At 37.6% G+C, this 19,584-nt stretch carries 16 protein-coding genes and 2 pseudogenes; 12 read left to right on the top strand and 6 right to left on the bottom strand.

The annotated features are described in order from the left end of the window. The first annotated feature begins 9 nt into the window (after positions 1 to 9). The 12 genes from ndk (at position 10) to JL53_RS10675 (ending at position 11,592) form a co-directional block, all read left to right on the top strand. Positions 10 to 453: a nucleoside-diphosphate kinase gene (gene ndk, locus JL53_RS10730; protein ID WP_003720256.1), complete on the top strand. Its 444-nt coding sequence runs from the start codon at positions 10 to 12 to the stop codon at positions 451 to 453. A gap of 206 nt (positions 454 to 659) precedes the next feature. Next, complete coding sequence (gene aroC / locus JL53_RS10725; protein ID WP_038407606.1) at positions 660 to 1,826, top strand: chorismate synthase; 1,167 nt, start codon at positions 660 to 662, stop codon at positions 1,824 to 1,826. A gap of 2 nt (positions 1,827 to 1,828) precedes the next feature. Then, positions 1,829 to 2,926 carry a 3-dehydroquinate synthase gene (gene aroB / locus JL53_RS10720; RefSeq protein ID WP_003720254.1) on the top strand — a complete coding sequence of 366 codons (1,098 nt, stop codon included), beginning with the start codon at positions 1,829 to 1,831 and terminating at the stop codon, positions 2,924 to 2,926. After that, on the top strand, positions 2,923 to 3,297 hold the full coding sequence (gene aroH, locus JL53_RS10715; RefSeq protein ID WP_003720253.1) for a chorismate mutase: 375 nt from the start codon (positions 2,923 to 2,925) through the stop codon (positions 3,295 to 3,297). The genes aroB and aroH overlap by 4 nt, the downstream gene beginning before the upstream one ends. Beyond that, positions 3,297 to 4,382, top strand: a complete 1,086-nt coding sequence (hisC, locus tag JL53_RS10710) for a histidinol-phosphate transaminase (protein ID WP_003720252.1) — start codon at positions 3,297 to 3,299, stop codon at positions 4,380 to 4,382. The genes aroH and hisC overlap by 1 nt, the downstream gene beginning before the upstream one ends. A gap of 20 nt (positions 4,383 to 4,402) precedes the next feature. Next, entirely contained in the window at positions 4,403 to 5,506 is a 1,104-nt protein-coding gene (locus JL53_RS10705) for a prephenate dehydrogenase (protein WP_038407605.1), read from the top strand. Between the two features lie 13 nt (positions 5,507 to 5,519). Further along, positions 5,520 to 6,806: a 3-phosphoshikimate 1-carboxyvinyltransferase gene (aroA, locus tag JL53_RS10700; protein ID WP_038407604.1), complete on the top strand. Its 1,287-nt coding sequence runs from the start codon at positions 5,520 to 5,522 to the stop codon at positions 6,804 to 6,806. A gap of 134 nt (positions 6,807 to 6,940) precedes the next feature. Further along, positions 6,941 to 8,194, top strand: a complete 1,254-nt coding sequence (locus tag JL53_RS10695; protein WP_003720249.1) for a tetratricopeptide repeat protein — start codon at positions 6,941 to 6,943, stop codon at positions 8,192 to 8,194. 31 nt (positions 8,195 to 8,225) lie between these two features. After that, positions 8,226 to 8,768, top strand: coding sequence for a ReoY family proteolytic degradation factor (locus tag JL53_RS10690; RefSeq protein WP_003720248.1), 543 nt, complete (start codon positions 8,226 to 8,228; stop codon positions 8,766 to 8,768). A gap of 86 nt (positions 8,769 to 8,854) precedes the next feature. Then, entirely contained in the window at positions 8,855 to 9,451 is a 597-nt protein-coding gene (gene lhaT / locus JL53_RS10685; RefSeq protein ID WP_038407603.1) for a lipoprotein heptaprenylglyceryl N-acetyltransferase LhaT, read from the top strand. 78 nt (positions 9,452 to 9,529) lie between these two features. Beyond that, complete coding sequence (locus JL53_RS10680; RefSeq protein WP_038407602.1) at positions 9,530 to 10,213, top strand: zinc metallopeptidase; 684 nt, start codon at positions 9,530 to 9,532, stop codon at positions 10,211 to 10,213. Between the two features lie 116 nt (positions 10,214 to 10,329). Further along, positions 10,330 to 11,592: a BaiN/RdsA family NAD(P)/FAD-dependent oxidoreductase gene (locus JL53_RS10675; RefSeq protein WP_038407601.1), complete on the top strand. Its 1,263-nt coding sequence runs from the start codon at positions 10,330 to 10,332 to the stop codon at positions 11,590 to 11,592. Between the two features lie 199 nt (positions 11,593 to 11,791). On the opposite strand, the gene JL53_RS16030 is transcribed toward JL53_RS10675, so the two are convergent. From JL53_RS16030 to JL53_RS15875, 6 genes and pseudogenes are all read right to left on the bottom strand, one after another. Beyond that, positions 11,792 to 11,851 carry a hypothetical protein gene (locus JL53_RS16030; RefSeq protein WP_373634674.1) on the bottom strand — a complete coding sequence of 20 codons (60 nt, stop codon included), beginning with the start codon at positions 11,849 to 11,851 and terminating at the stop codon, positions 11,792 to 11,794. Between the two features lie 255 nt (positions 11,852 to 12,106). Then, positions 12,107 to 14,386 carry a formate C-acetyltransferase gene (pflB, locus tag JL53_RS10670; protein ID WP_038407600.1) on the bottom strand — a complete coding sequence of 760 codons (2,280 nt, stop codon included), beginning with the start codon at positions 14,384 to 14,386 and terminating at the stop codon, positions 12,107 to 12,109. Between the two features lie 249 nt (positions 14,387 to 14,635). Then, on the bottom strand, positions 14,636 to 15,643 hold the full coding sequence (locus JL53_RS10665; protein WP_038407599.1) for a serine hydrolase domain-containing protein: 1,008 nt from the start codon (positions 15,641 to 15,643) through the stop codon (positions 14,636 to 14,638). A 2-nt stretch (positions 15,644 to 15,645) separates the two neighbouring features. Then, entirely contained in the window at positions 15,646 to 17,289 is a 1,644-nt protein-coding gene (locus JL53_RS10660; RefSeq protein WP_038407598.1) for an NAD-dependent malic enzyme, read from the bottom strand. 112 nt (positions 17,290 to 17,401) lie between these two features. Beyond that, positions 17,402 to 18,087, bottom strand: a pseudogene (locus tag JL53_RS10655) (EAL domain-containing protein). Between the two features lie 13 nt (positions 18,088 to 18,100). Further along, positions 18,101 to 19,388 (bottom strand): annotated as a pseudogene (locus tag JL53_RS15875) (hypothetical protein). Between the last annotated feature and the right edge of the window lie 196 nt (positions 19,389 to 19,584).

Raw genomic sequence — 19,584 nt, 5'->3', positions numbered from 1 at the left:
GATTCTATAATGGAACAAACTTATGTAATGGTTAAACCGGATGGTGTGGAACGAGGACTTATTGGTGATATTGTAGCAAGAATGGAGAAAAAAGGTATCAAAATAGTAGCGGCAAAGTTAATACAAATCGACCGCGAATTAGCAGAAAAACATTACGCTGAGCATATTGGTAAATCATTTTTCGAAGATTTGATTGGGTTTATCACATCTGGCCCAGTTTTTGCGATGGTTTTAGAAGGCGACGATGTCATTAAAACAGCGCGTCGAATGATGGGAAAAACCAATCCGCTAGAAGCTGACGCGGGAACTATCCGCGCTGATTATGCAGTACATACTAATCGAAATGTCATTCATGGTTCTGATAGCCCTGAAAGTGCCAAACGAGAAATTGAATTATTTTTTAAGCCAGAGGAAATCTTAACTTATCGAAAATCAGTAGATAAATGGATTTAGAATTGGCAAGGAGTCTGGGAAAACCTAGACTCCTTTTTTTATATCTAGATTACCATTTGGCGCGGTTTTTTGATATGATGAAAGAATGAGAGCAAAGTATTGTGTTCTTGCTTAGCCTGTGTTAAGATATTACACATATACTTTAAAGCGCTAAAATATAAACGCTAGTATTACCTAGCTAAAATAGAAAAAGGAGAGTTGTGGAAATGAGATACTTAACGGCAGGAGAATCACATGGGCCGGGGCTTACGACAATTATTGAAGGATTACCAGCAGGAATGCCTCTACTTGCAGAAGACATAAATAAGGAACTAAAAAGACGACAAGGTGGACATGGTCGGGGAGCACGGATGCGAATTGAAAAAGATCAAGTACAAATCACAGCAGGAATTCGTCACGGTAAAACACTTGGAGCGCCGGTTGCAATGTTTGTTGAAAATAAAGACTGGAAGCATTGGGAAACAGTAATGAGTATTGAACCAGTGCCAGAAAAAAATGAAAAATCACGTCGCGTTTCACGTCCTCGTCCAGGGCACGCTGATCTTGTTGGTGGAATGAAATATGGTCATAAGGATATGCGTAATGTACTAGAACGTTCTAGTGCGCGTGAAACAACTGTCCGAGTAGCAGCTGGAGCAGTGGCTAAACAACTTTTACATGAGCTTGGTATTGAAGTAGCCGGTCATGTACTCGAAATCGGTGGAACACGAGCTAATCTAACGCGTGATTACGCTGTTACAGAAATTCAAGAAACATCCGAAGCATCGCCAGTTCGTTGTTTAGATGAAGTAGCGGCTGAGGAAATGATGCAAAAAATCGATGATGCGAAAAAAAATGGCGATACAATCGGTGGTGTTGTCGAAGTAGTTGTTGGTGGAGTGCCAGCAGGTCTTGGTAGTTATGTTCAATGGGATAAAAAGTTAGATGCCAAAATAGCTCGTGCAATTGTTAGTATTAATGCATTTAAAGGGGCGGAATTTGGTGTTGGCTTTGAAGCAGCTAGAAAACCAGGTAGCGAAGTGATGGATGAAATTTTGTGGAGCGAAGAAGATGGCTACACAAGACGAACAAATAATTTAGGTGGCTTTGAAGGTGGAATGACAAATGGAATGCCAATAGTTGTTCGCGGAGTAATGAAACCAATTCCAACATTATATAAACCACTTCAAAGTGTAGATATTGATTCTAAAGAAACGTTTAATGCTAGTGTAGAACGTTCCGATAGCTGTGCAGTACCAGCAGCAAGTGTCGTCGCAGAAGCAGTTGTTGCATGGGAAGTAGCTGTAGCAGTTTTAGAAAAATTCGATGGTGATCGTTTTGATATGCTTAAAAAACATGTGGAGGAACACCGAAACTTAACAAAGGAGTTTTAAACATGCCAGAAATTACAGTCCGTGCTAAGAGTAAAACCTACCCTGTTTATATTAATGAATTCGCATTAGAAGATGTCGCAGAAAAATGGACGAAAAGTTTAGCAAAGTATTCGCATGTGTTTGTCCTAACTGATGAACATGTGTCTGAATTACATCAAGCAAAACTAGACCAAATTCTGGCTGAATTGTCCGCGGTAACTTATTATGTTACACCAAATGGGGAAGAAGCAAAAACATTCCAAGTCTATGAAGATGTGATGACCAAAATGATTGAAACAGGTCTTGATCGTAAAGCTGTTTTGATTGCTTTTGGTGGTGGGGTTATTGGTGACTTAGGTGGCTTTGTCGCTGCAACATATATGCGAGGAATTCCATTTTACCAAGTGCCAACGACCGTGCTTGCTCATGATAGTGCTGTCGGAGGAAAGGTCGCTATCAATCACCCGCTTGGTAAAAATATGATTGGTAATTTTTATCAACCAGAAGCAGTAATTTATAATACGGGTTTCTTTGCTACGCTTCCTGAACGTGAAATGCGCTCTGGTTTTGCGGAGATGATTAAACACGCATTGATTAGTGATCAAACATTATTACGTGCTTTAATGAATACTTTTACGCAACCGGAAGACTTCTATACAAAAGATCTGACGCCGTTTTTGCAACGAGGAATTGAAATTAAAGCGAATATTGTTGCCAAAGATGAAACAGAGCAAGGAGTGCGTGCTTATTTGAATTTTGGTCATACATTTGGTCATGCCCTCGAAGCTTATGGTAACTTCGGTAAATGGCTTCATGGTGAGGCGATTACTTACGGAATGATTTACGCGCTAACAATGAGTGAGCGTATTTACGGACTGAATTTTGATTTAATGGAATTTAAAATTTGGCTAAAACAACTAGGTTATGATATTACTTTTGATACAACGGTTCCTTATAATAAGATTTTAGAAAACATGCGTCATGATAAGAAAACCACTTTTAATGAAATAAGTATGGTTTTACTAGAGGAAATTGGTAAACCAGTCATTTTTAAAGCAGAGGATTCAGTTATTTTAGAAACATATAAAGCAGTGATGCGAAATGGAGGAGATATATTTTGAGAGTGATTCGTGGTGCAACAACTATAGATACAAACACGCCAACAGAAATTCTTGCGGCGACAAAAGAATTATTTGAGGAAATTTTGCGTCAAAATCATTTGACTGACAGTGAGCAACTAACTTCAGTAATTATTACAGTGACAGAAGATATCTTTGCCACTTTTCCAGCAAAAGCAGTTCGTGAAACGCCAGGCTTTGAATATGTGCCGGTTATGAGCATGCAAGAAATCCCTGTTCCTGATTCGCTAGAGATGTGTATTCGATTTATGGTTTTTACAACTATACATAAATCATTAAAAGAAATTAACCATGTTTATTTACGGGGAGCAAAAGTATTGCGTCCTGATCTAGTGAATGAGGAGGATGCATAATGAAATGGAAAAAATCACTAGCGGGCTTATCTTCTTATAAACCGGGCAAACGCGAAGAAGAAGTAATGGAGGAGCTTGGATTAACCAGTATTACCAAACTATCATCTAATGAAAATCCACTGGGAACATCACCAAAAGTACAAGCACTTCAAGAAAACCTTCAACTTGAAACCGAAATTTATCCAGATGGTTGGGCTTCGGAATTACGTCGTGAAGTAGCTGCGTTCTATCAGTTGGAAGAAGAAGAATTGATTTTTACTGCTGGAGTAGATGAACTGATTGAACTTTTGACACGTGTATTACTTGATACAAATACAAACACTGTCATGGCGACACCAACGTTTGTACAATATCGTCAAAATGCTCTGATTGAAGGTGCAGAAGTAAGAGAGATTGGTCTACTTGCAGACGGAGAACATGATTTAGAAGGAATGCTCCAAGCAATGGATGAAAAAACGACGATTGTCTGGATTTGTAACCCGAATAATCCAACTGGAAATTATCTCGAATTAGATGCTATTGTGGCCTTTTTAAATAAAGTACCTAGTGATGTTTTAGTAGTACTGGATGAGGCCTATATTGAATATGTAACCCCACAACCGGAAAAACATGAAAAATTAATTCGAACTTATAAAAATTTAATCATCACTCGTACGTTTAGTAAAATTTATGGTTTAGCGAGTGCGCGTGTTGGTTATGGAATTGCAGATAAAAAAATTATTAATCAGCTGAATATTGTTCGCCCACCTTTTAACACAACGAGTATCGGTCAAAAACTTGCAATAGAAGCAATAAAAGATCAACACTTTATCGAAATGTGTCGTGAATCTAATGCGAAAGGAATTAAACAATATCAGGATTTCGCGAAACAGTTTGAGCAAGTGAAGTTATACCCCGCAAATGGGAACTTTGTGTTAATAGATTTAGGAATAGATGCAGGAACAATCTTTCGTTATTTAGAAAAAAATGGTTTTATAACTCGTTCTGGAGCAGCTTTAGGTTTTCCGCAAGCAGTTCGGATAACGATTGGAACTAAACAAGAGAATCAAGCAGTAATTACACTTTTAGCAAGCTTATTATCGTAAGTGTTTGGAGGCGTTTTTGAATGAAAGGGACAGTCGTTATCGTTGGGCTTGGATTAATTGGTGGTTCTATTGCTCTTGCAATTAAAGCCAAGCACCCAGAAGCACATATCATTGGAATAGATGTTTCCTATCATTCATTGGAGGTTGGAAAGTCATTTGGAGTGATTGATGAAATTGGTGAAAGTATTTTAATCGATGGACCAAAAGCGGATTTGCTCATTTTTTGTTGCCCAGTAAAAGAAACCGAGCAGTTGCTTACCCGTTTACCAGGTCTTGCCTTAAAAGAAAGCATCATTGTAACAGATACTGGTAGCACCAAAGGAACGATTATGGAGGCTTCCACAGCACTCCTAGAAAGTGGTATTACCTTTATCGGCGGACATCCGATGGCGGGGTCACATAAAAGTGGAGTGCGTGCAGCAAAAGAGCTATTATTTGAAAATGCCTATTACTTATTAACACCTACAAAAGATGTAGCTGAAGAACAAGTAGCGACACTTCGCAATTGGCTTTCTGGAACTAATGCAAAGTTCTTAGTTTTATCACCAACAGAACATGATGAAATTACAGGAATGCTAAGTCATTTGCCACATATCGTTGCAGCTGCTCTTGTGAATCAAACACAAAGCTTTACGGAAGAACATCCAGTTGCTTTTCGACTTGCTGCGGGGGGATTTCGAGATATTACACGGGTTGCTTCATCCGACCCAAGAATGTGGACAGATATTTCGATTAGTAATCAAAAAACATTAACTAAACAATTAACAATTTGGCGGGATAGCATGAATCAAGCTATTGAGATGCTAGCGACAGAAGATGCCGGATCCATCTATGCTTTTTTTGACGGAGCTAAAGAATTCCGGGATTCTCTGCCTGTTCATCAAGGTGGGGCCATTCCTTCTTTTTATGATTTGTTTGTCGATGTACCAGATTATACAGGGGTTATTTCGGAAGTAACTAGATACTTAGGTGAAGAAGAAATCAGTTTAACGAATATTAAAATTTTAGAAACGCGCGAAGATATTTTTGGTGTACTACAAATTACTTTTCAATCGGACGAAGATAGGGACCGAGCGAAACGTTGTATAGAAGCCAGAAGTAATTATACTTGCCACTATGAATAGGGGAGAAATGACGATGAAATTAATTACAAATAAACAAGGACTCGTGGGTGAAATAACGGTTCCAGGAGATAAATCTATGTCCCATCGCAGTATTATGTTTGGGGCAATCGCTGAAGGGAAAACAGTCATTCGTCATTTCTTACGTGCAGATGATTGTCTAGGAACCATCCAAGCATTTAAAGCCCTTGGTGTGACCATTGAAGAAACTGACGAAGAAATCATTGTGCACGGTACAGGATTTGATGGTTTAAAACCTGCAGCTGGACCACTTGATATCGGAAACTCGGGTACAACCATTCGACTGATGATGGGGATTTTAGCTGGTAGAGATTTTGATACAGTCATTTTAGGGGATGACTCTATTGCAAAACGGCCAATGAACCGGGTAATGCTTCCACTTCAAGAAATGGGGGCAAAAATGCACGGTAAAGATGGTTCTGAATTTGCACCGATTACGATTTCAGGAAATAAGTCATTGAAACAAATGGAATACCATATGCCAGTAGCAAGTGCGCAAGTGAAAAGTGCGATTATTTTTGCGGCTTTACAAGCAGAAGGGGAAACGATTATCCATGAGAAGGAAAAAACACGTGATCATACGGAACACATGATTCGTCAATTTGGTGGAGAAATCGAGATGGATGGTTTAACGATTCGTGTCAAAGGAGGCCAAACTTTTACCGGACAAGAAATGACGGTACCGGGGGATGTTTCCTCTGCAGCGTTCTTTATCGTTGCGGGTCTAATCATCCCAAATAGTGAAATAGAATTGACACACGTCGGCTTAAATCCTACTAGAACAGGGATTTTTGATGTGGTTGAACAAATGGGTGGTAGCTTGGTTGTCAAAGATTCCAGCAGAAGTACTGGAAAACTAGCTGGAACAGTGGTCGTTAAAACTAGTGACTTAAGAGGAACTGAAATTGGCGGAGATATTATTCCACGTTTAATTGACGAAATTCCTGTTATCGCACTTTTGGCGACTCAAGCGGAAGGTACAACTGTTATCAAAAATGCTGCAGAATTAAAAGTAAAAGAAACTAATCGAATTGATGCAGTTGCTACAGAATTAAACAAAATGGGCGCAGATATTACACCAACTGAAGATGGGTTGATTATTCGTGGGAAAACACCACTTCATGCTGCAAAAGTAACCAGCTACGGAGACCATCGAATCGGTATGATGCTCCAAATTGCTGCATTACTTGTTAAAGAAGGAGAAGTGGAGTTAGATCGCCCCGAGGCTGTATCTGTTTCCTACCCCACTTTCTTTGAAGATATCCGTTCGCTTTTGAAATAAACTAGTGTACCAGTGTCGCCTATTGATTAATACGCGCGCTGGTATTTTATTTAGCTTAGAGAAGCAATCATTTTTTCTTACGGGGAAACTAATGATATAATAGAAAAACGACTTATTATAAAGAAGGTGCAGAAATGGAATTAGCTAATAAAATGTTACATGCGTTAGAGCATGAAGATATGGCGCTTGCGAGGAAATATTTTGATGAAGTGGTGCAAGCTGGGACAGATGAGGAACAGTTCTTTTTAGCAGAGGAATTATTTGCATTAGGATTTTTAGATGAAACAGAAGATTTATATGAATTGCTTTTAGCTAAATATAAGGATGAAGGCGAATTACTTGTCCGGGCCGCAGAAGTTGCACTGGAAAAAGACGATATGGATTCTGCGCAAGATTATTTAGAAAAAGTGAACAAAGAAGATGAAGTATATGTAGAGAGTTTGTTAGTGCTAGCTGATTTATATCAAATGCAAGGTTTATTTGAAGTAAGTGAACAAAAGCTACTCGAAGCGAAACAAATTGCGCCAAATGAGCCGATTATTGATTTTGCTTTAGGGGAATATTATTTATCGCAAGCAAGATTTGCTTCAGCTGTGCAGTCTTATGAAACAGCTGTGGAAGCAGGACTAACGATTATTTCGAATGGTGCTGTGTCCGTTTATGAACGAATTGCTGAGGCGTTTTCTGCGAGTGGAGCTTTTGAAGAAGCACTACCTTATTATGAGCGGGCCTTAGAAGATAAAGAATCGGTGGATACTCTGTTTGGAATGGGGCTTACTGCTTATCAAGCCAAAGAGTACACGAAAGCGATTCATGCACTAGAACATCTAAGGGAACATGATCCATCCTATACAACGCTTTATTCTTATTTAGCAAAAAGCTACGTCGAAAATGGGGAACCGGAAAAAGCCATTGCTGTACTAAGAGATGGCTTGACGCAAGATGAATATAATAAGGAAATGTTCTTAGAAGCGGGGAAACTTGCTGTGACACTCCGCTTGCCAGAAGAAGCAGAGGAGTTTTATCGACAAGCAATTGTTCTTGACGAAGAATTTTCTGAAGCGATTATGCAGCTTAATAAACTTTTGCTTGCTCGTGAAAACTATGAAGGCGTTATTGAACTAGTGGAAGGTCTTGGAGAAGAAGTGATTTCTGAACCACAAATTTTCTGGGACATAAGTGTTGCATATCAAGAAACAGAACAATATAATAAAGCAAAAGCAAATTATGAACTCGCTTATCCTCATTTTACCAATAACCCAACTTTTTTAAAGGAATATGGTTTATTTTTAAGAGAAGAAGGCGAATACGTGAAATCCGAGCAAATTTTGCGTAGTTATTTGGAACTGGAACCAGAAGACACAGAGATTTTATCATTATTTGAATAAAGATAAATGACTAGGAAGGGACTGAGGAAAGATGAAGGCATCCATTTCAATAGACGAGAAGAAAGATTTTATTCGGTGGTTTTTAAATAAACATCAAATGAAGATGCGTGAAGCAATGTGGGTATTGAATTATATTGCTGGCCATGATCAAATTGTAAAATATGTTCATTTTGTTGATAATTTGGAAGGATGTACGCGTGGGCTTTCACTTAGTGCTCATGGTGTTGAATCCGAACCGTTCCTATTTTTCAAAGGAAATATCATGACAACCGATCCAGAAAAAGCATTTCATGACATTCGGTTAAACTGGGATGAAGCGTTATACATTGAACTTCATTTCGAAGATGCGATTGCTTCACCAGAATATGCCCTTGTACGTGAAGATAATCCTTTTACAGCATTAAAACTAGAGGATTCAGAAAAAGAAATGGCGGATGCGCTTATTTATCAGTCTGTCCATCAATTTTCTAAAGAGAAATTATTAGAGCAAATTGATTCGGCACTTGATGAACGTGATGAAGCGACTTTTCATAAGCTAGTTCGAATTTTACAGCAGATGGATAGCGAAAAATAAGAAGTAATGGATCCTAGTTAATAACTAAATGAAGTAAGGGGCTTCGTTAGTTACTTTGCTAGGATTTTTTTAGGGAGAGGGATAAATTGTTAAATAGTATACTTGCAAATCGCGCTTTTTTACGATTATTGTTTTTTGGGAATTTACTAGGAGCAATTTACGGGTACATATGGTATTTGCCACAATTACAAATCACAGAACCACGTTTTTGGGCTTTTGTACCAGATAGCCCAACCGCCATTTTGTTTTTCACTTTAGCACTAGTAGGTTTTCTTGGGAAAAAGCATTGGCCTTTAATGGAAGCTTTGGCCATTGTTTGTTTAGTGAAATATGGTTTATGGGCTGTCGGAATGAATATTTTTTATATGATTGATCATGGCACGATCATTTGGACGGGCCTAATGCTGATTGCAACACATGCGTTTATGGCAATAGAAGGTATCCTATATGCGCCGTTTTTTCGCTTTCGCATTGGTCATTTTATGATAGCAGCAGTTTGGGTTTTACATAATGATGTGGTTGATTATTTATTTGGTCAAATGCCAATTTATATGGGATTAGAAAGATATTTGCCAGAAATTGGTTATGCAACATTTTGGCTAAGTATTTTGGTTTTATGGCTAGTATATGATAAAACCTTAAAAAAAGGTCACCGAACATTAGAATTTCCTCATGATGAGTGAAAGAGGTTGAGTCTTGGCCTTAGTTAATTTATACTTAAGATATTCACTTGAAAAAAGTAGTAGGAGGAAGATGATTAGATGTCGTTTAGTCAATATATTATTTATTTTATTATCGTTGCGGCAATCCCACTTTGGGCGCAGTTTCGAGTTAAAACAACGTATGCACAGTATTCCAAAGTAGCAGTTGGAAATGGTTTGACAGGTGCTGAAGTTGCACGGCACATTTTGGATACGAATGGTTTGACGAACGTTCCTGTTCATGAAACAAAAGGAATGCTAAGCGATCACTATGATCCTAGAAAAAAAGCGGTATTTCTATCTGAAGCTAATTTCCGTGGACGTTCTATTGCTGGGGCAGCGGTTGCAGCTCATGAAGTTGGACATGCGATTCAAGATCAGCAAGATTACTCCTTTATGCGTTTCCGTTCAGCGCTCGTACCTGTAACAATGTTTAGCTCCAACATTTCTTGGGTTTTCCTGATTATCGGAATGCTTGCAAATGTACCTAGCTTTATGTTACTTGGAATCATTTTGATGGCAGTAGGTGTTCTTTTCCAATTAATTACACTACCCGTTGAATTTGACGCCAGCAAGCGCGCACTCGTACAATTGGAGAATGGTGGGCTAGTATCATCATCTGAACTTCCACAAGCGAAAAAAGTGCTTAGCGCGGCTGCAATGACCTATGTTGCGGCAATGGCTGTCGCTGTACTTGAGTTATTAAGACTATTGCTTATATTTACAAACATGAATCGAAACTAGAATAGCATCAACAAACCTGAGTCTTTTCTCAGGTTTTTTTGTTTGGTTAAAAAGGCTTGGCAGTGAGAGAAATGCTTGCTATACTTAAGTTCGGATTAAAATAAAGGAGCGGGACAATGGACTTTGATGTAATAGTAATTGGCGGTGGACCGTCTGGGTTAATGGCAGCAATCAGTGCAGCTGAAAAAAATAAGCGAGTATTATTAATTGAAAAAGGACCAAAATTAGGTCGTAAATTAATTATGTCTGGAGGCGGTCGCTGTAATGTAACGAACCGCAGACCGGCAGATGAAATCATTAAACATATCCCAGGCAATGGACGGTTTTTATATAGTGCGTTTCATGCCTTTGACAACGAAGACATTATTCGTTTTTTTGAACGTCTTGGTGTGGAGTTAAAAGAAGAAGATCATGGTAGAATGTTTCCTGTATCGAATAGCGCGCGTTCTGTCGCAGAAGCAATGATTAACCGAATGGAAAAGCTAGGCGTGAAAATTTATATGCAAACAGCCGTAAAACAAGTTATTTATGCAGATGGTAAAGTAGTGGGGGTCACGTTAAAAGATGGGCAAGAAATAACTACCCAAGCCGTAGTTGTTGCTGTTGGAGGAAAGTCAGTACCACGAACAGGTTCTACAGGAGATGGCTATGCATGGGCAAAAAAAGCAGGCCACACGATTACAGAACTTTACCCAACGGAAGTACCGATAACTTCGAGTGAACCATTTATTAAGCAAAAAGTGTTACAAGGAACTTCCCTTCGAAATGTAGAATTAGCCGTATTAAATGCAAAAGGGAAACCGATTATTACGCATCAAATGGACATGATTTTTACGCATTTTGGTGTATCAGGTCCAGCTGCACTTAGATGTAGTATGTTCGTTTTACGAGAATTAAAAAAAGCTGGAGCGGATTCAGTAAAGATGCGATTAAATTTATTCCCGGATATATCGGTTAGTGAACTTTCGAAAGATGTTTATCAATTGTTGGAAGAAAATCCGAAGAAAGCGCTTAAAAATGCCCTAGCTCCTCTTTTGCAAGAAAAAATATTAGTATTCCTGCTAGCAAAAGCTGAATTGGATGAAAGTGCTGAGTATAAACAAGTGAGTCCGAAAAAAATGGAACAATTTATTCGTTTACTCCAAGATTTTACATTTGAAGTAAATGGAACCCTCGATTTTGAAAAAGCATTTGTCACTGGTGGCGGTGTTTCTGTAAAGGAAATTAAGCCGAAAGAAATGGAGTCCAAGTTGATAGATGGATTATTTTTCTGCGGGGAAATACTGGATATTAATGGGTATACAGGTGGCTATAATATTACTTGTGCTTTGGTGACAGGGCATACCGCGGGAGCTTATGCGGCAAAGGTTTTGAGTTGAAATGGATAGTAAGAAGTAGAAATTCGTTTAAGAAAATATATACAGTTGTTGCTAACTTAGTTTAAGATATGATATCATGTATATGAAAAGAGAGCCATGCGCTAACATGACTCCCTTAACAGTGCAAACACCATTTAAGATGGTGACAGCCTTATATTTTTAGTGAAAACCACTAGCTGTGCGAGCTTAAAAGTGGTTTTTATTTTTGGTTATTTTTGCTGTTTATAATCGTTACGGTTAGGACTGCAAATGCAATCATAAGCGTAAGACTTTCGAAAACAGTCACACGTTTACGATTTCCAGGTAACGCCCCAAAATAACATAAGCACCACCTACTTTCTTGATGAAGAAGGCTAGTGGACCACCATAAACTCGTTTGCCTCATCATTATAGCATGTAGTTTTATCTAGCAATAGTACTTTAGCGAAAATGGTATTTTAGCTTATAAAAAAAGGATTTGGCTACTCTTCTTAGGGAAGAATGACCAAATCCTTTTTTATAGAGCTACTTCTTATTAACCAATTAATTTTTCGTGGAACATTCTTTGGCAAAGTTCCATTTTTTGTTCTTCGTTAAGGTCTTTGGTATTTAAGCAGTAACCACTAATACGCAGGATAACAGGGATACCAGCTTTGATTTTTTCGATAACTTCTTCGTGGTTTAAGACATTTAAGTTAATGTGTTGTCCACCTTTTGTAAAGTAACCATCTAGAATACCAACTAGGTTATGGTGTTGTTCTTCTGTTGTTTTACCGAACATTTTTGGTGCACCTTGGATTGTTAAGGAAATACCATCGTTAGCATAGTGGAATGGTAATTTAGAAAGACTAGCTAAGTTATCTAAGAAACCACCTTTTGCTTTGTTAGATGGGTTAGCTCCTGGGCTGAAAAATTCTGGTTCTTTGATGATTTTGCCATTTTCGTCAAATACAGGTCCTTTATGCACTGGAGAGTTACCACATTGTTTTGAATAAGCAACGTTAGAAGTAATTGTTAGAACAGATACAGTTGCTTCACTATCTTTGTAAAGTTTGTGGGAATCTAATTTGTCTTTGAACATTTTTAGAACCATCACAGCGATATCATCAGCTCGGTCATCATTTTCACCGTAACGAGGGAATTCGCCTTCAACTTCATAGTCATACACAAAACCATCTTTGTCGCGAATAGTTTTTACTTTTGCGTGTTTAATGGCACTTAAGCTATCGACTACATTTGCGAAGCCGCAAATTCCAAAGCCCATGTTAGCTGTTACTTTAGAAGGTAAGAATGCCATTTGCATGCTTTCGTAGTTGTATTTGTCAGTCATATAGTGAATGATGTTCATTGCATCTACGTAAGTGTCTGTTAACCAGTCCATGGATTTATCGAATTTATCAAGAACTTCTTCGTATTCAAGGTATTCGCTAGTAATTGGTTCTACCACGTTGAATACTTGATTTTTATGAAGATCATCTTTACCACCGTTAATTGCGCCAAGAAGACATTTAAGTACGTTTACACGAGCGCCAAAATATTGCAAGTTATGCGTTTCGCCTTTGTCTTTGTCTGCTTCTGGGTTTAGTGGACTAACACAACAACTGATACATTGCATATCGCCGTATCCTTCGTCTTGCATTAATTTATCATTTTCGTATTGAATAGAGGAATGTTTAACACTCATTTTCATACAATATTCTTTAAAGCTTTCTGGTAGACGAGCGTCCCAAAGGACAGTTAAGTTAGGTTCTGCTGAATTACCTAGGTTATCTAAGCAGTGTAAGAAACGGTAGTCTGTTTTAGTAACACGGTGACGACCATCTGCGCCCATTCCAGCCATCGAAGTAGTTACGAATGTTGGGTTGGATGCATAAAGTTCGTTGTAACCATCTGTTCTTGCAAAACGTACCATTCTTAGTTTTAAAGTTAATTGTTCGATTAATTCTTGTGCGTCGAATTCGGTAATAATTCCTTTTTCTAAATCACGTTGGATGTAGATATCAAGGAAAATTGGAATACGTCCGAATGAGCTTGCAGCACCGTTTGCTTGTTTGATAGAAGCAAGGTAACCCATGTAAGTCCATTGTACAGCTTCTGTTGCATTTTCTGCTGGACGTCCAAGTTCTAAGCCATATTCATTACCTAAAACAATCAAGTCTTTAAGTGCTTTGATTTGTAACCAGATTTCTTCCCGTAAACGAATATTTTCATCGGAGGAAATAGCGATTTTTTTCAAATCGTTTTGTTTTTCAGCGATTAGACGATCTACACCGTAAAGAGCTGGTTTTTGGTATAAACCAATGATTCTTCCGCGAGAGTATGCATCAGGAAGTCCGCTAACGATATGAGAGTGACGAGCACGTTTGATATCATCTGTGTAAGCTCTGAAAATACCATCATTGGCAGTAGAGCGATTTTTGATGTAGAAATCATGTAATTCTTGGTCAATGGTATAGCCATTGTCTGTTAAACATTGTTCAGCAGTACGGAGGCCACCATTTGGCATAAACGCTAATTTGAAAGGTTTGTCTGTTTGCAGGCCAACGATTACTTCATTTTCTTGGTCTACGTAACCAGCTTTATGAGAAGCAACGTTTGATACAGTAGCGTTATCCATATCAAGAACGCCACCTTTTGCGTCCATTTCTTCTACTAATTTGTTCATTTTTTCGTTTAATTTAGTTGTTCTTGGTGTGCTCTTTTCTAAGAAACTTTCATCACCGTCATAAGGAGTGTAGTTGTTTTGAACGAAATCACCTACACTGATGTTTTCTTGCCAAGTGGTTCCTTTAAAACCATCCCATGCTTTTGTCATAATAATTTCCTCCTTCAATTGTGCTTTTTTTCACTTAAAAGCAGATTCTTATCTAGCGAATCTTTCTTTACTAGAAAAGCATACTCCTTTGTGAAAACGAAAACAATATAAAATTGCAAAGAAAATAAATTTCTTTTATATAACTAGAAAAGGCTTTCATCCGCTGTGTTAATACAGTTTTTTTAGTGTGAATGGGGCGAATAAACGGATTACTATACTTGAATAAAAAAAGGAAGCTCGGCTTGCTAGCTAGGCTTCCTTTTTTGCATCCACTTCTTCTAAAAAAATATGGACAATACTATCTCTTTTTAAAACAAAATTGGGGTTAGCTCGACTGGGATGGACCCGATTAGATAAAACGATTAAACTAGCTTGCCTTTTTAAATCTAATACCATAAAAGTTCCGGTAAATCCGGTGTGATATAAAATGGAATCTCCCAGCAAATCAAAGCCAAGTCCGCGTGACCGATTAAGTTCTGGAGTATGGTTGGTTTGCATCAGCTGGAGCATCTTTTCAGAGAGGATAGGGGAGCCATTTTTCTCTATAAGAGCATCACGGAATTTGGTTAAATCTTCTAATGTGCTAAAAAGCCCAGCATGTCCAGTTCCTGTTTTTGCTGTCCATGCTTTAAAATCATGAACATCGCCTTGAATTAAACCGCGTACTTGATCAAGTTCAGTTGGAATTACTTGTTTTTTATTGATTGGGTGAAAGCTCGAATTGGTCATTTGTAGTGGATGAAGAATATTGGTTTGAATGGATTCTTCATAATTACCATCAAACTTCTTGATTAAATAACCAAGCAAAAGAAAATTAGCATCTGAATAAGTGACATTTGTACCTGGTGGGAATTCTTGTGGAGTTGCATAAACATAGCGCATTACATCACTTGCTGTATGCATTTCAAAATTAGGAATATTTTGTGCTAGTCCAGAGCTATGTGTTAGTAAATGCAAAATGGTCACAGCTGGATATTGAAAATTAGGTAGATAATTTTGGATGGAATCATTCAATTGGAATTTTTGTTGTTCGATAAGTTGTAAAATACGAGTCGTAGTTGCAATTACTTTTGTCAAAGAAGCAATATCATAAATATTAGCTGTTGTTCTTGGTAATAATTCAGCTTCTGGAAAAACAGCCTTTAAACCTAATATATTTGTTTCCTCTAATATATTTGTTTTTATTTGATAGCTGATTCCAGGAGTGGAGCCGTTTTGGACAAGCTGATCAAGTAATTGCTTTGTTTTATAGAACATAACTAAACTCCTTTGTAAGTTGGTTGCCACATTTCCAGGTCAACAGCGGTTGTGACATTTTCGATTTCTACTTGATGGATTTTCTCATGAATTGCTTGATTTGCGACTGCAATGGCTACCTGCCGAGAGGTTTCTCTAAGTGTACGAACATGTGGTAAAAGAGCTGCACCAGGTTTGTCTGGTGAAACTTGGTTAGCGACGGCTTTTGAAGCAGCAGCTAACATTCCATCAGTGATATATTTAGACCGCGTGATAAGTGCTCCGAGACCCAGCCCGGGATAAAGTAGCGCGTTGTTCGCTTGACCAATTTCGTAAGTAGTATTTTGGAATTCGACTGGTTTTGAAGGACTTCCTGTGACGATAAGTGCCTTTCCAGCTGTCCATTTAATTAAATCATTTGCTGTTGCTTCAGCTAACTTGGTTGGATTGGAAAGTGGTAAAATTGCCGGATGTTCGGTATATTTTGCCATTTTTCGAACAATGCTCTCCTTGAATGCTCCAGTGACACCAGAACAGCCAATAAGCATTGTCGGATGAATATTGGCTACTAGTTGTTCTAATGTTTCTGTTGGCGTGCCTATCCAGTCAGAATGAGCATGCGCATATTTTGTTTGTCCCGTTGTTAAATCAGCCATATTATCTACTACGAGACCATGTCGATCTACAAGGTAAAAATGTTTTTTAGCTTGTTCAAAAGGAAGACCAGTTTCACGCATTAATTGTCCACTTAGTTGGTCGGCAATTCCAATTCCAGCAGTACCTGCACCAAAAATAATAATTTTTTGTTTGCTAAGTGGGATTTTAGATACATTAATCGTTGCAAGTGCTGCTGCAACAACCATCGCTCCAGTGCCTTGAATATCATCATTAAACGTACAAATTTCATTGCGATACTGGTGCAATATCCGACTAGCATTCGCTCTACCAAAATCTTCCCAGTGAAGAATAGCTTTAGGGAAGAAAGTTTTTACTGTTTCCACAAATTGAGCAATAAATGTGTCATATGCTGTTTCAGCTAGGCGAGGACGTTTGTTTCCAATATATTTTGGATCTTGAAGTAATGTTTCATTGTTAGTGCCCGCATCTATGATAACAGGTAATACCCGGTCAGGGGAAAGTCCAGCGGCAACGGTATAAACAGCAAGCTTACCAACAGCAATTTTAACACCATTAACTCCCCAATCGCCAATTCCGAGCACACCTTCCCCGTCTGTAATAACAATCATATCAATATGTGGATTTATTTTTGCATAATTTTGCAAAGAACTAGTTAGGCTTTCGGGTGCAAAAGCATCTATAAATAATGCTTCATCTGGAGAAGTATAGTCTTTATGATAGTTCATAACTGCGTCACCAATAGTTGGTGTATATATTAGTGGTAAATATTCTGTTACATTTTTATTGACAACATAATAATAAAGTGTACGATTTTCATTATACAAATTGGTTAATAATTGATGCTTATGTAATGCTGTTTGGAGGTCTTCTATTTGGTGCTCTATACGTGTTGCTTGCTGTTCGATTGTTTCAATAATTGGTGGTAGTAAACCATTTAATTGATAAGTAAGCCTTTCTTCTTTGGAAAAAGCGGTACCTTTATTTAAAAGGGGATTGTTTAAATAATCAAAACCAGTTTTTAAAGTCATTTTTCAGCACTCCTTTAGTTTTCATTTCTATTTTACATGGGGGGACTAAGAATAACAACTTATTCAAAATAAAAAGAAAACCTGAGATTTGTCAGATTTTCTTTTTATCAATTTAATGAAAATAATAGCCTTGTGCATAAGGTACGCCAATGTCTTGCAAAAACGTCAGCTGCTCTTTTGTTTCGACGCCTTCAACAATGAAAGATTTGTGATGCTTTTTTACGTAATTATTAAGTTGCTCAAAGAAGATTTTTTTTACCATCACTCTGAAACAAATCTCGCAGTAATAAGCGATCTGTTTTTACAAAGGCAGAATGGTGTGCAAAGACACGGTGCAGGTCAGCGTAACCAGAACCAAAATCATCAATAGCAAATTTAGTTTGATGTTTTTTTCTGGAATAAAAGGAGTTGTTCGTCTAGGTCGTTCATTCGTTCTTGTGGTAGCTTGGAAGTTTCCCGAAATTCAAAAACTATTTTCCTGTTATCAAGAAGTATTTCCTGAAGTTCTTCTTGATTCTCTAAAAAAGCATCATAGGAAATATTGATAAATAAGGGTATATCACTGTTTTTGTGAAAGCATTTAACTGCATTATGAAGAGTCAGCAGCTCAAATGCTTTTTGCAGACCATCCTGTTCCGCTTTTTTAATAAAATCACTAATAGCATTCCAGTGATTCGTTTGTAAACGGGTGAGTGATTCATAGCCGAAAACTTGGGTATTTTCAACCGCAACAATCGGTTCGTATATTGTATCAAAAAGATTTTGACCAATAATTTCACTTACGGAGGGCTTTTTCATTTGTCCAACTTCTTTACGTTATTTCTTTATTTATATAATCAAAAAAATGAGTCGTTTCAGGATTAGACGTGTCCATTTTTTGTAATAACTCTTTGGGGGTTTACCATTTTTAAGTTGATTTGTCTTGTTAAAATACTGTGTCAAAAAGGCATAAACTGCGGTGGATTCATTTTCAGAAGTTGGTTTTTTCGTTTTTCGATTATAGCGAGCGTAAATTTTGTTTTTGGAAGAAAGTTCGTCTTGAAGAAATTTATTGAAATTTGGCTCTGTAAAGCCGTTGTCATCGTAATAAGCATCTGATCAATCATATTTACTTCTTCTACATCTGCAAATAGAAATTGTCCGTTTTGAAACACTTCTGTAAAAAAGGTTCTGCACTAACCGTTTGGATTGGCTGATAGGCAATTTCTGGATAATTGGTATGCTTCATTGCGGGAATGTTCATGTAACTTATATGTAAGGTATTAGCTACTTTTTTTGCACAAAATCATAGAAGTCAACGGGTATATTTTCTTTGGAACTATACTTTTGAGTGTTTTTTAAAAGGGTATCTGCTAATTTTTTATAAGCAGGATGCTCGAACTTTTTACTCGCGCTATATAATGCTTCGGTTATTCGGAAGTCATCAACAATGGCATTTGTTGTTGTATTCTTGGCTACTTCCTATTTTATAAAGTTATCTTCTGTAATAAAGTTTTTCTGTAGTAAAGCCACTTGTTTTTGAAATTCAGCACTATCATTTACTTCCACTAAGTATTCCATATACAGTCCAATGCTCTCAGCAAGATAATGCGGTTCCTTAGAATAAGCAATATAGATTTTTTGATGTAAGTATAGAAGCATCAGCGGAATAGCGCCAAGTTTAATTAGTACGACTTTACGAACAGTGCTTAAGCGGAGTTTTGCTGCTTCCACACAAACAAAATGAAAACCAATAATTAAAAAAACGTAAAAAAGATTAGAAAATAATGCATCGCCTAAAATTATTTTTCCCGAAATAATAAGTAGTAATGCAAGGGTTGCCGGACCAGCAGATGAAAATAAGTTCAAGACGATTAAAATATTGAGTAACGTATCTGTATAAATTCCAGAATCCGTCCCTGGAAACCCACGAATAATGAAGTACACCCCTAAGAAACCATAATAAATACCCAATGAATAATTGATAATTTCATTGGCGAATTTGTTTTGGAACCAAGTAGGTTTTTTATCTCGAAGCGACCGTAGTGCCATTCCGTGAAAAAAAGCGCTGATAAAAAAAGCGCCATGCTACTCCATAAGGATTCAAGAATATTTAGCATAAAAAAATCTCCTATATCTCAGCAGAATACAACAACTGAAATGTTAATGAAGGCAGAAGAAAAGGATAAGTGGATTTTTTAGCCGAGACGCAGTGCAAAAACCAATGAAAGGCGAAAGCACTCTAGGAGGGATTATGGTCATGACGACGAGATAAGCCAATATCTGCCTTGTTTAATTAAAGTCGGATTTTTAGTA

The sequence above is a fragment of the Listeria ivanovii subsp. londoniensis genome (assembly GCF_000763495.1).
GTDB classification, from domain to species: domain Bacteria; phylum Bacillota; class Bacilli; order Lactobacillales; family Listeriaceae; genus Listeria; species Listeria londoniensis.
The sequence above is the reverse complement of the archived record's forward strand: the minus strand, read 5'-3'. Positions and strand labels throughout refer to the sequence as shown.

Excerpts from the sequence above, each read along its gene's own strand:
- ndk (WP_003720256.1), top strand. The coding sequence starts at position 10 with ATGGAACAAACTTATGTAATGGTTAAACCGGATGGTGTGGAACGAGGA.
- aroC (WP_038407606.1), top strand. The coding sequence starts at position 660 with ATGAGATACTTAACGGCAGGAGAATCACATGGGCCGGGGCTTACGACA.
- aroB (WP_003720254.1), top strand. The coding sequence starts at position 1,829 with ATGCCAGAAATTACAGTCCGTGCTAAGAGTAAAACCTACCCTGTTTAT.
- hisC (WP_003720252.1), top strand. The coding sequence starts at position 3,297 with ATGAAATGGAAAAAATCACTAGCGGGCTTATCTTCTTATAAACCGGGC.
- JL53_RS10705 (WP_038407605.1), top strand. The coding sequence starts at position 4,403 with ATGAAAGGGACAGTCGTTATCGTTGGGCTTGGATTAATTGGTGGTTCT.
- aroA (WP_038407604.1), top strand. The coding sequence starts at position 5,520 with ATGAAATTAATTACAAATAAACAAGGACTCGTGGGTGAAATAACGGTT.
- JL53_RS10695 (WP_003720249.1), top strand. The coding sequence starts at position 6,941 with ATGGAATTAGCTAATAAAATGTTACATGCGTTAGAGCATGAAGATATG.
- JL53_RS10690 (WP_003720248.1), top strand. The coding sequence starts at position 8,226 with ATGAAGGCATCCATTTCAATAGACGAGAAGAAAGATTTTATTCGGTGG.
- JL53_RS10680 (WP_038407602.1), top strand. The coding sequence starts at position 9,530 with ATGTCGTTTAGTCAATATATTATTTATTTTATTATCGTTGCGGCAATC.
- JL53_RS10675 (WP_038407601.1), top strand. The coding sequence starts at position 10,330 with ATGGACTTTGATGTAATAGTAATTGGCGGTGGACCGTCTGGGTTAATG.
- pflB (WP_038407600.1), bottom strand. The coding sequence starts at position 14,386 with ATGACAAAAGCATGGGATGGTTTTAAAGGAACCACTTGGCAAGAAAAC.
- JL53_RS10665 (WP_038407599.1), bottom strand. The coding sequence starts at position 15,643 with ATGTTCTATAAAACAAAGCAATTACTTGATCAGCTTGTCCAAAACGGC.
- JL53_RS10660 (WP_038407598.1), bottom strand. The coding sequence starts at position 17,289 with ATGACTTTAAAAACTGGTTTTGATTATTTAAACAATCCCCTTTTAAAT.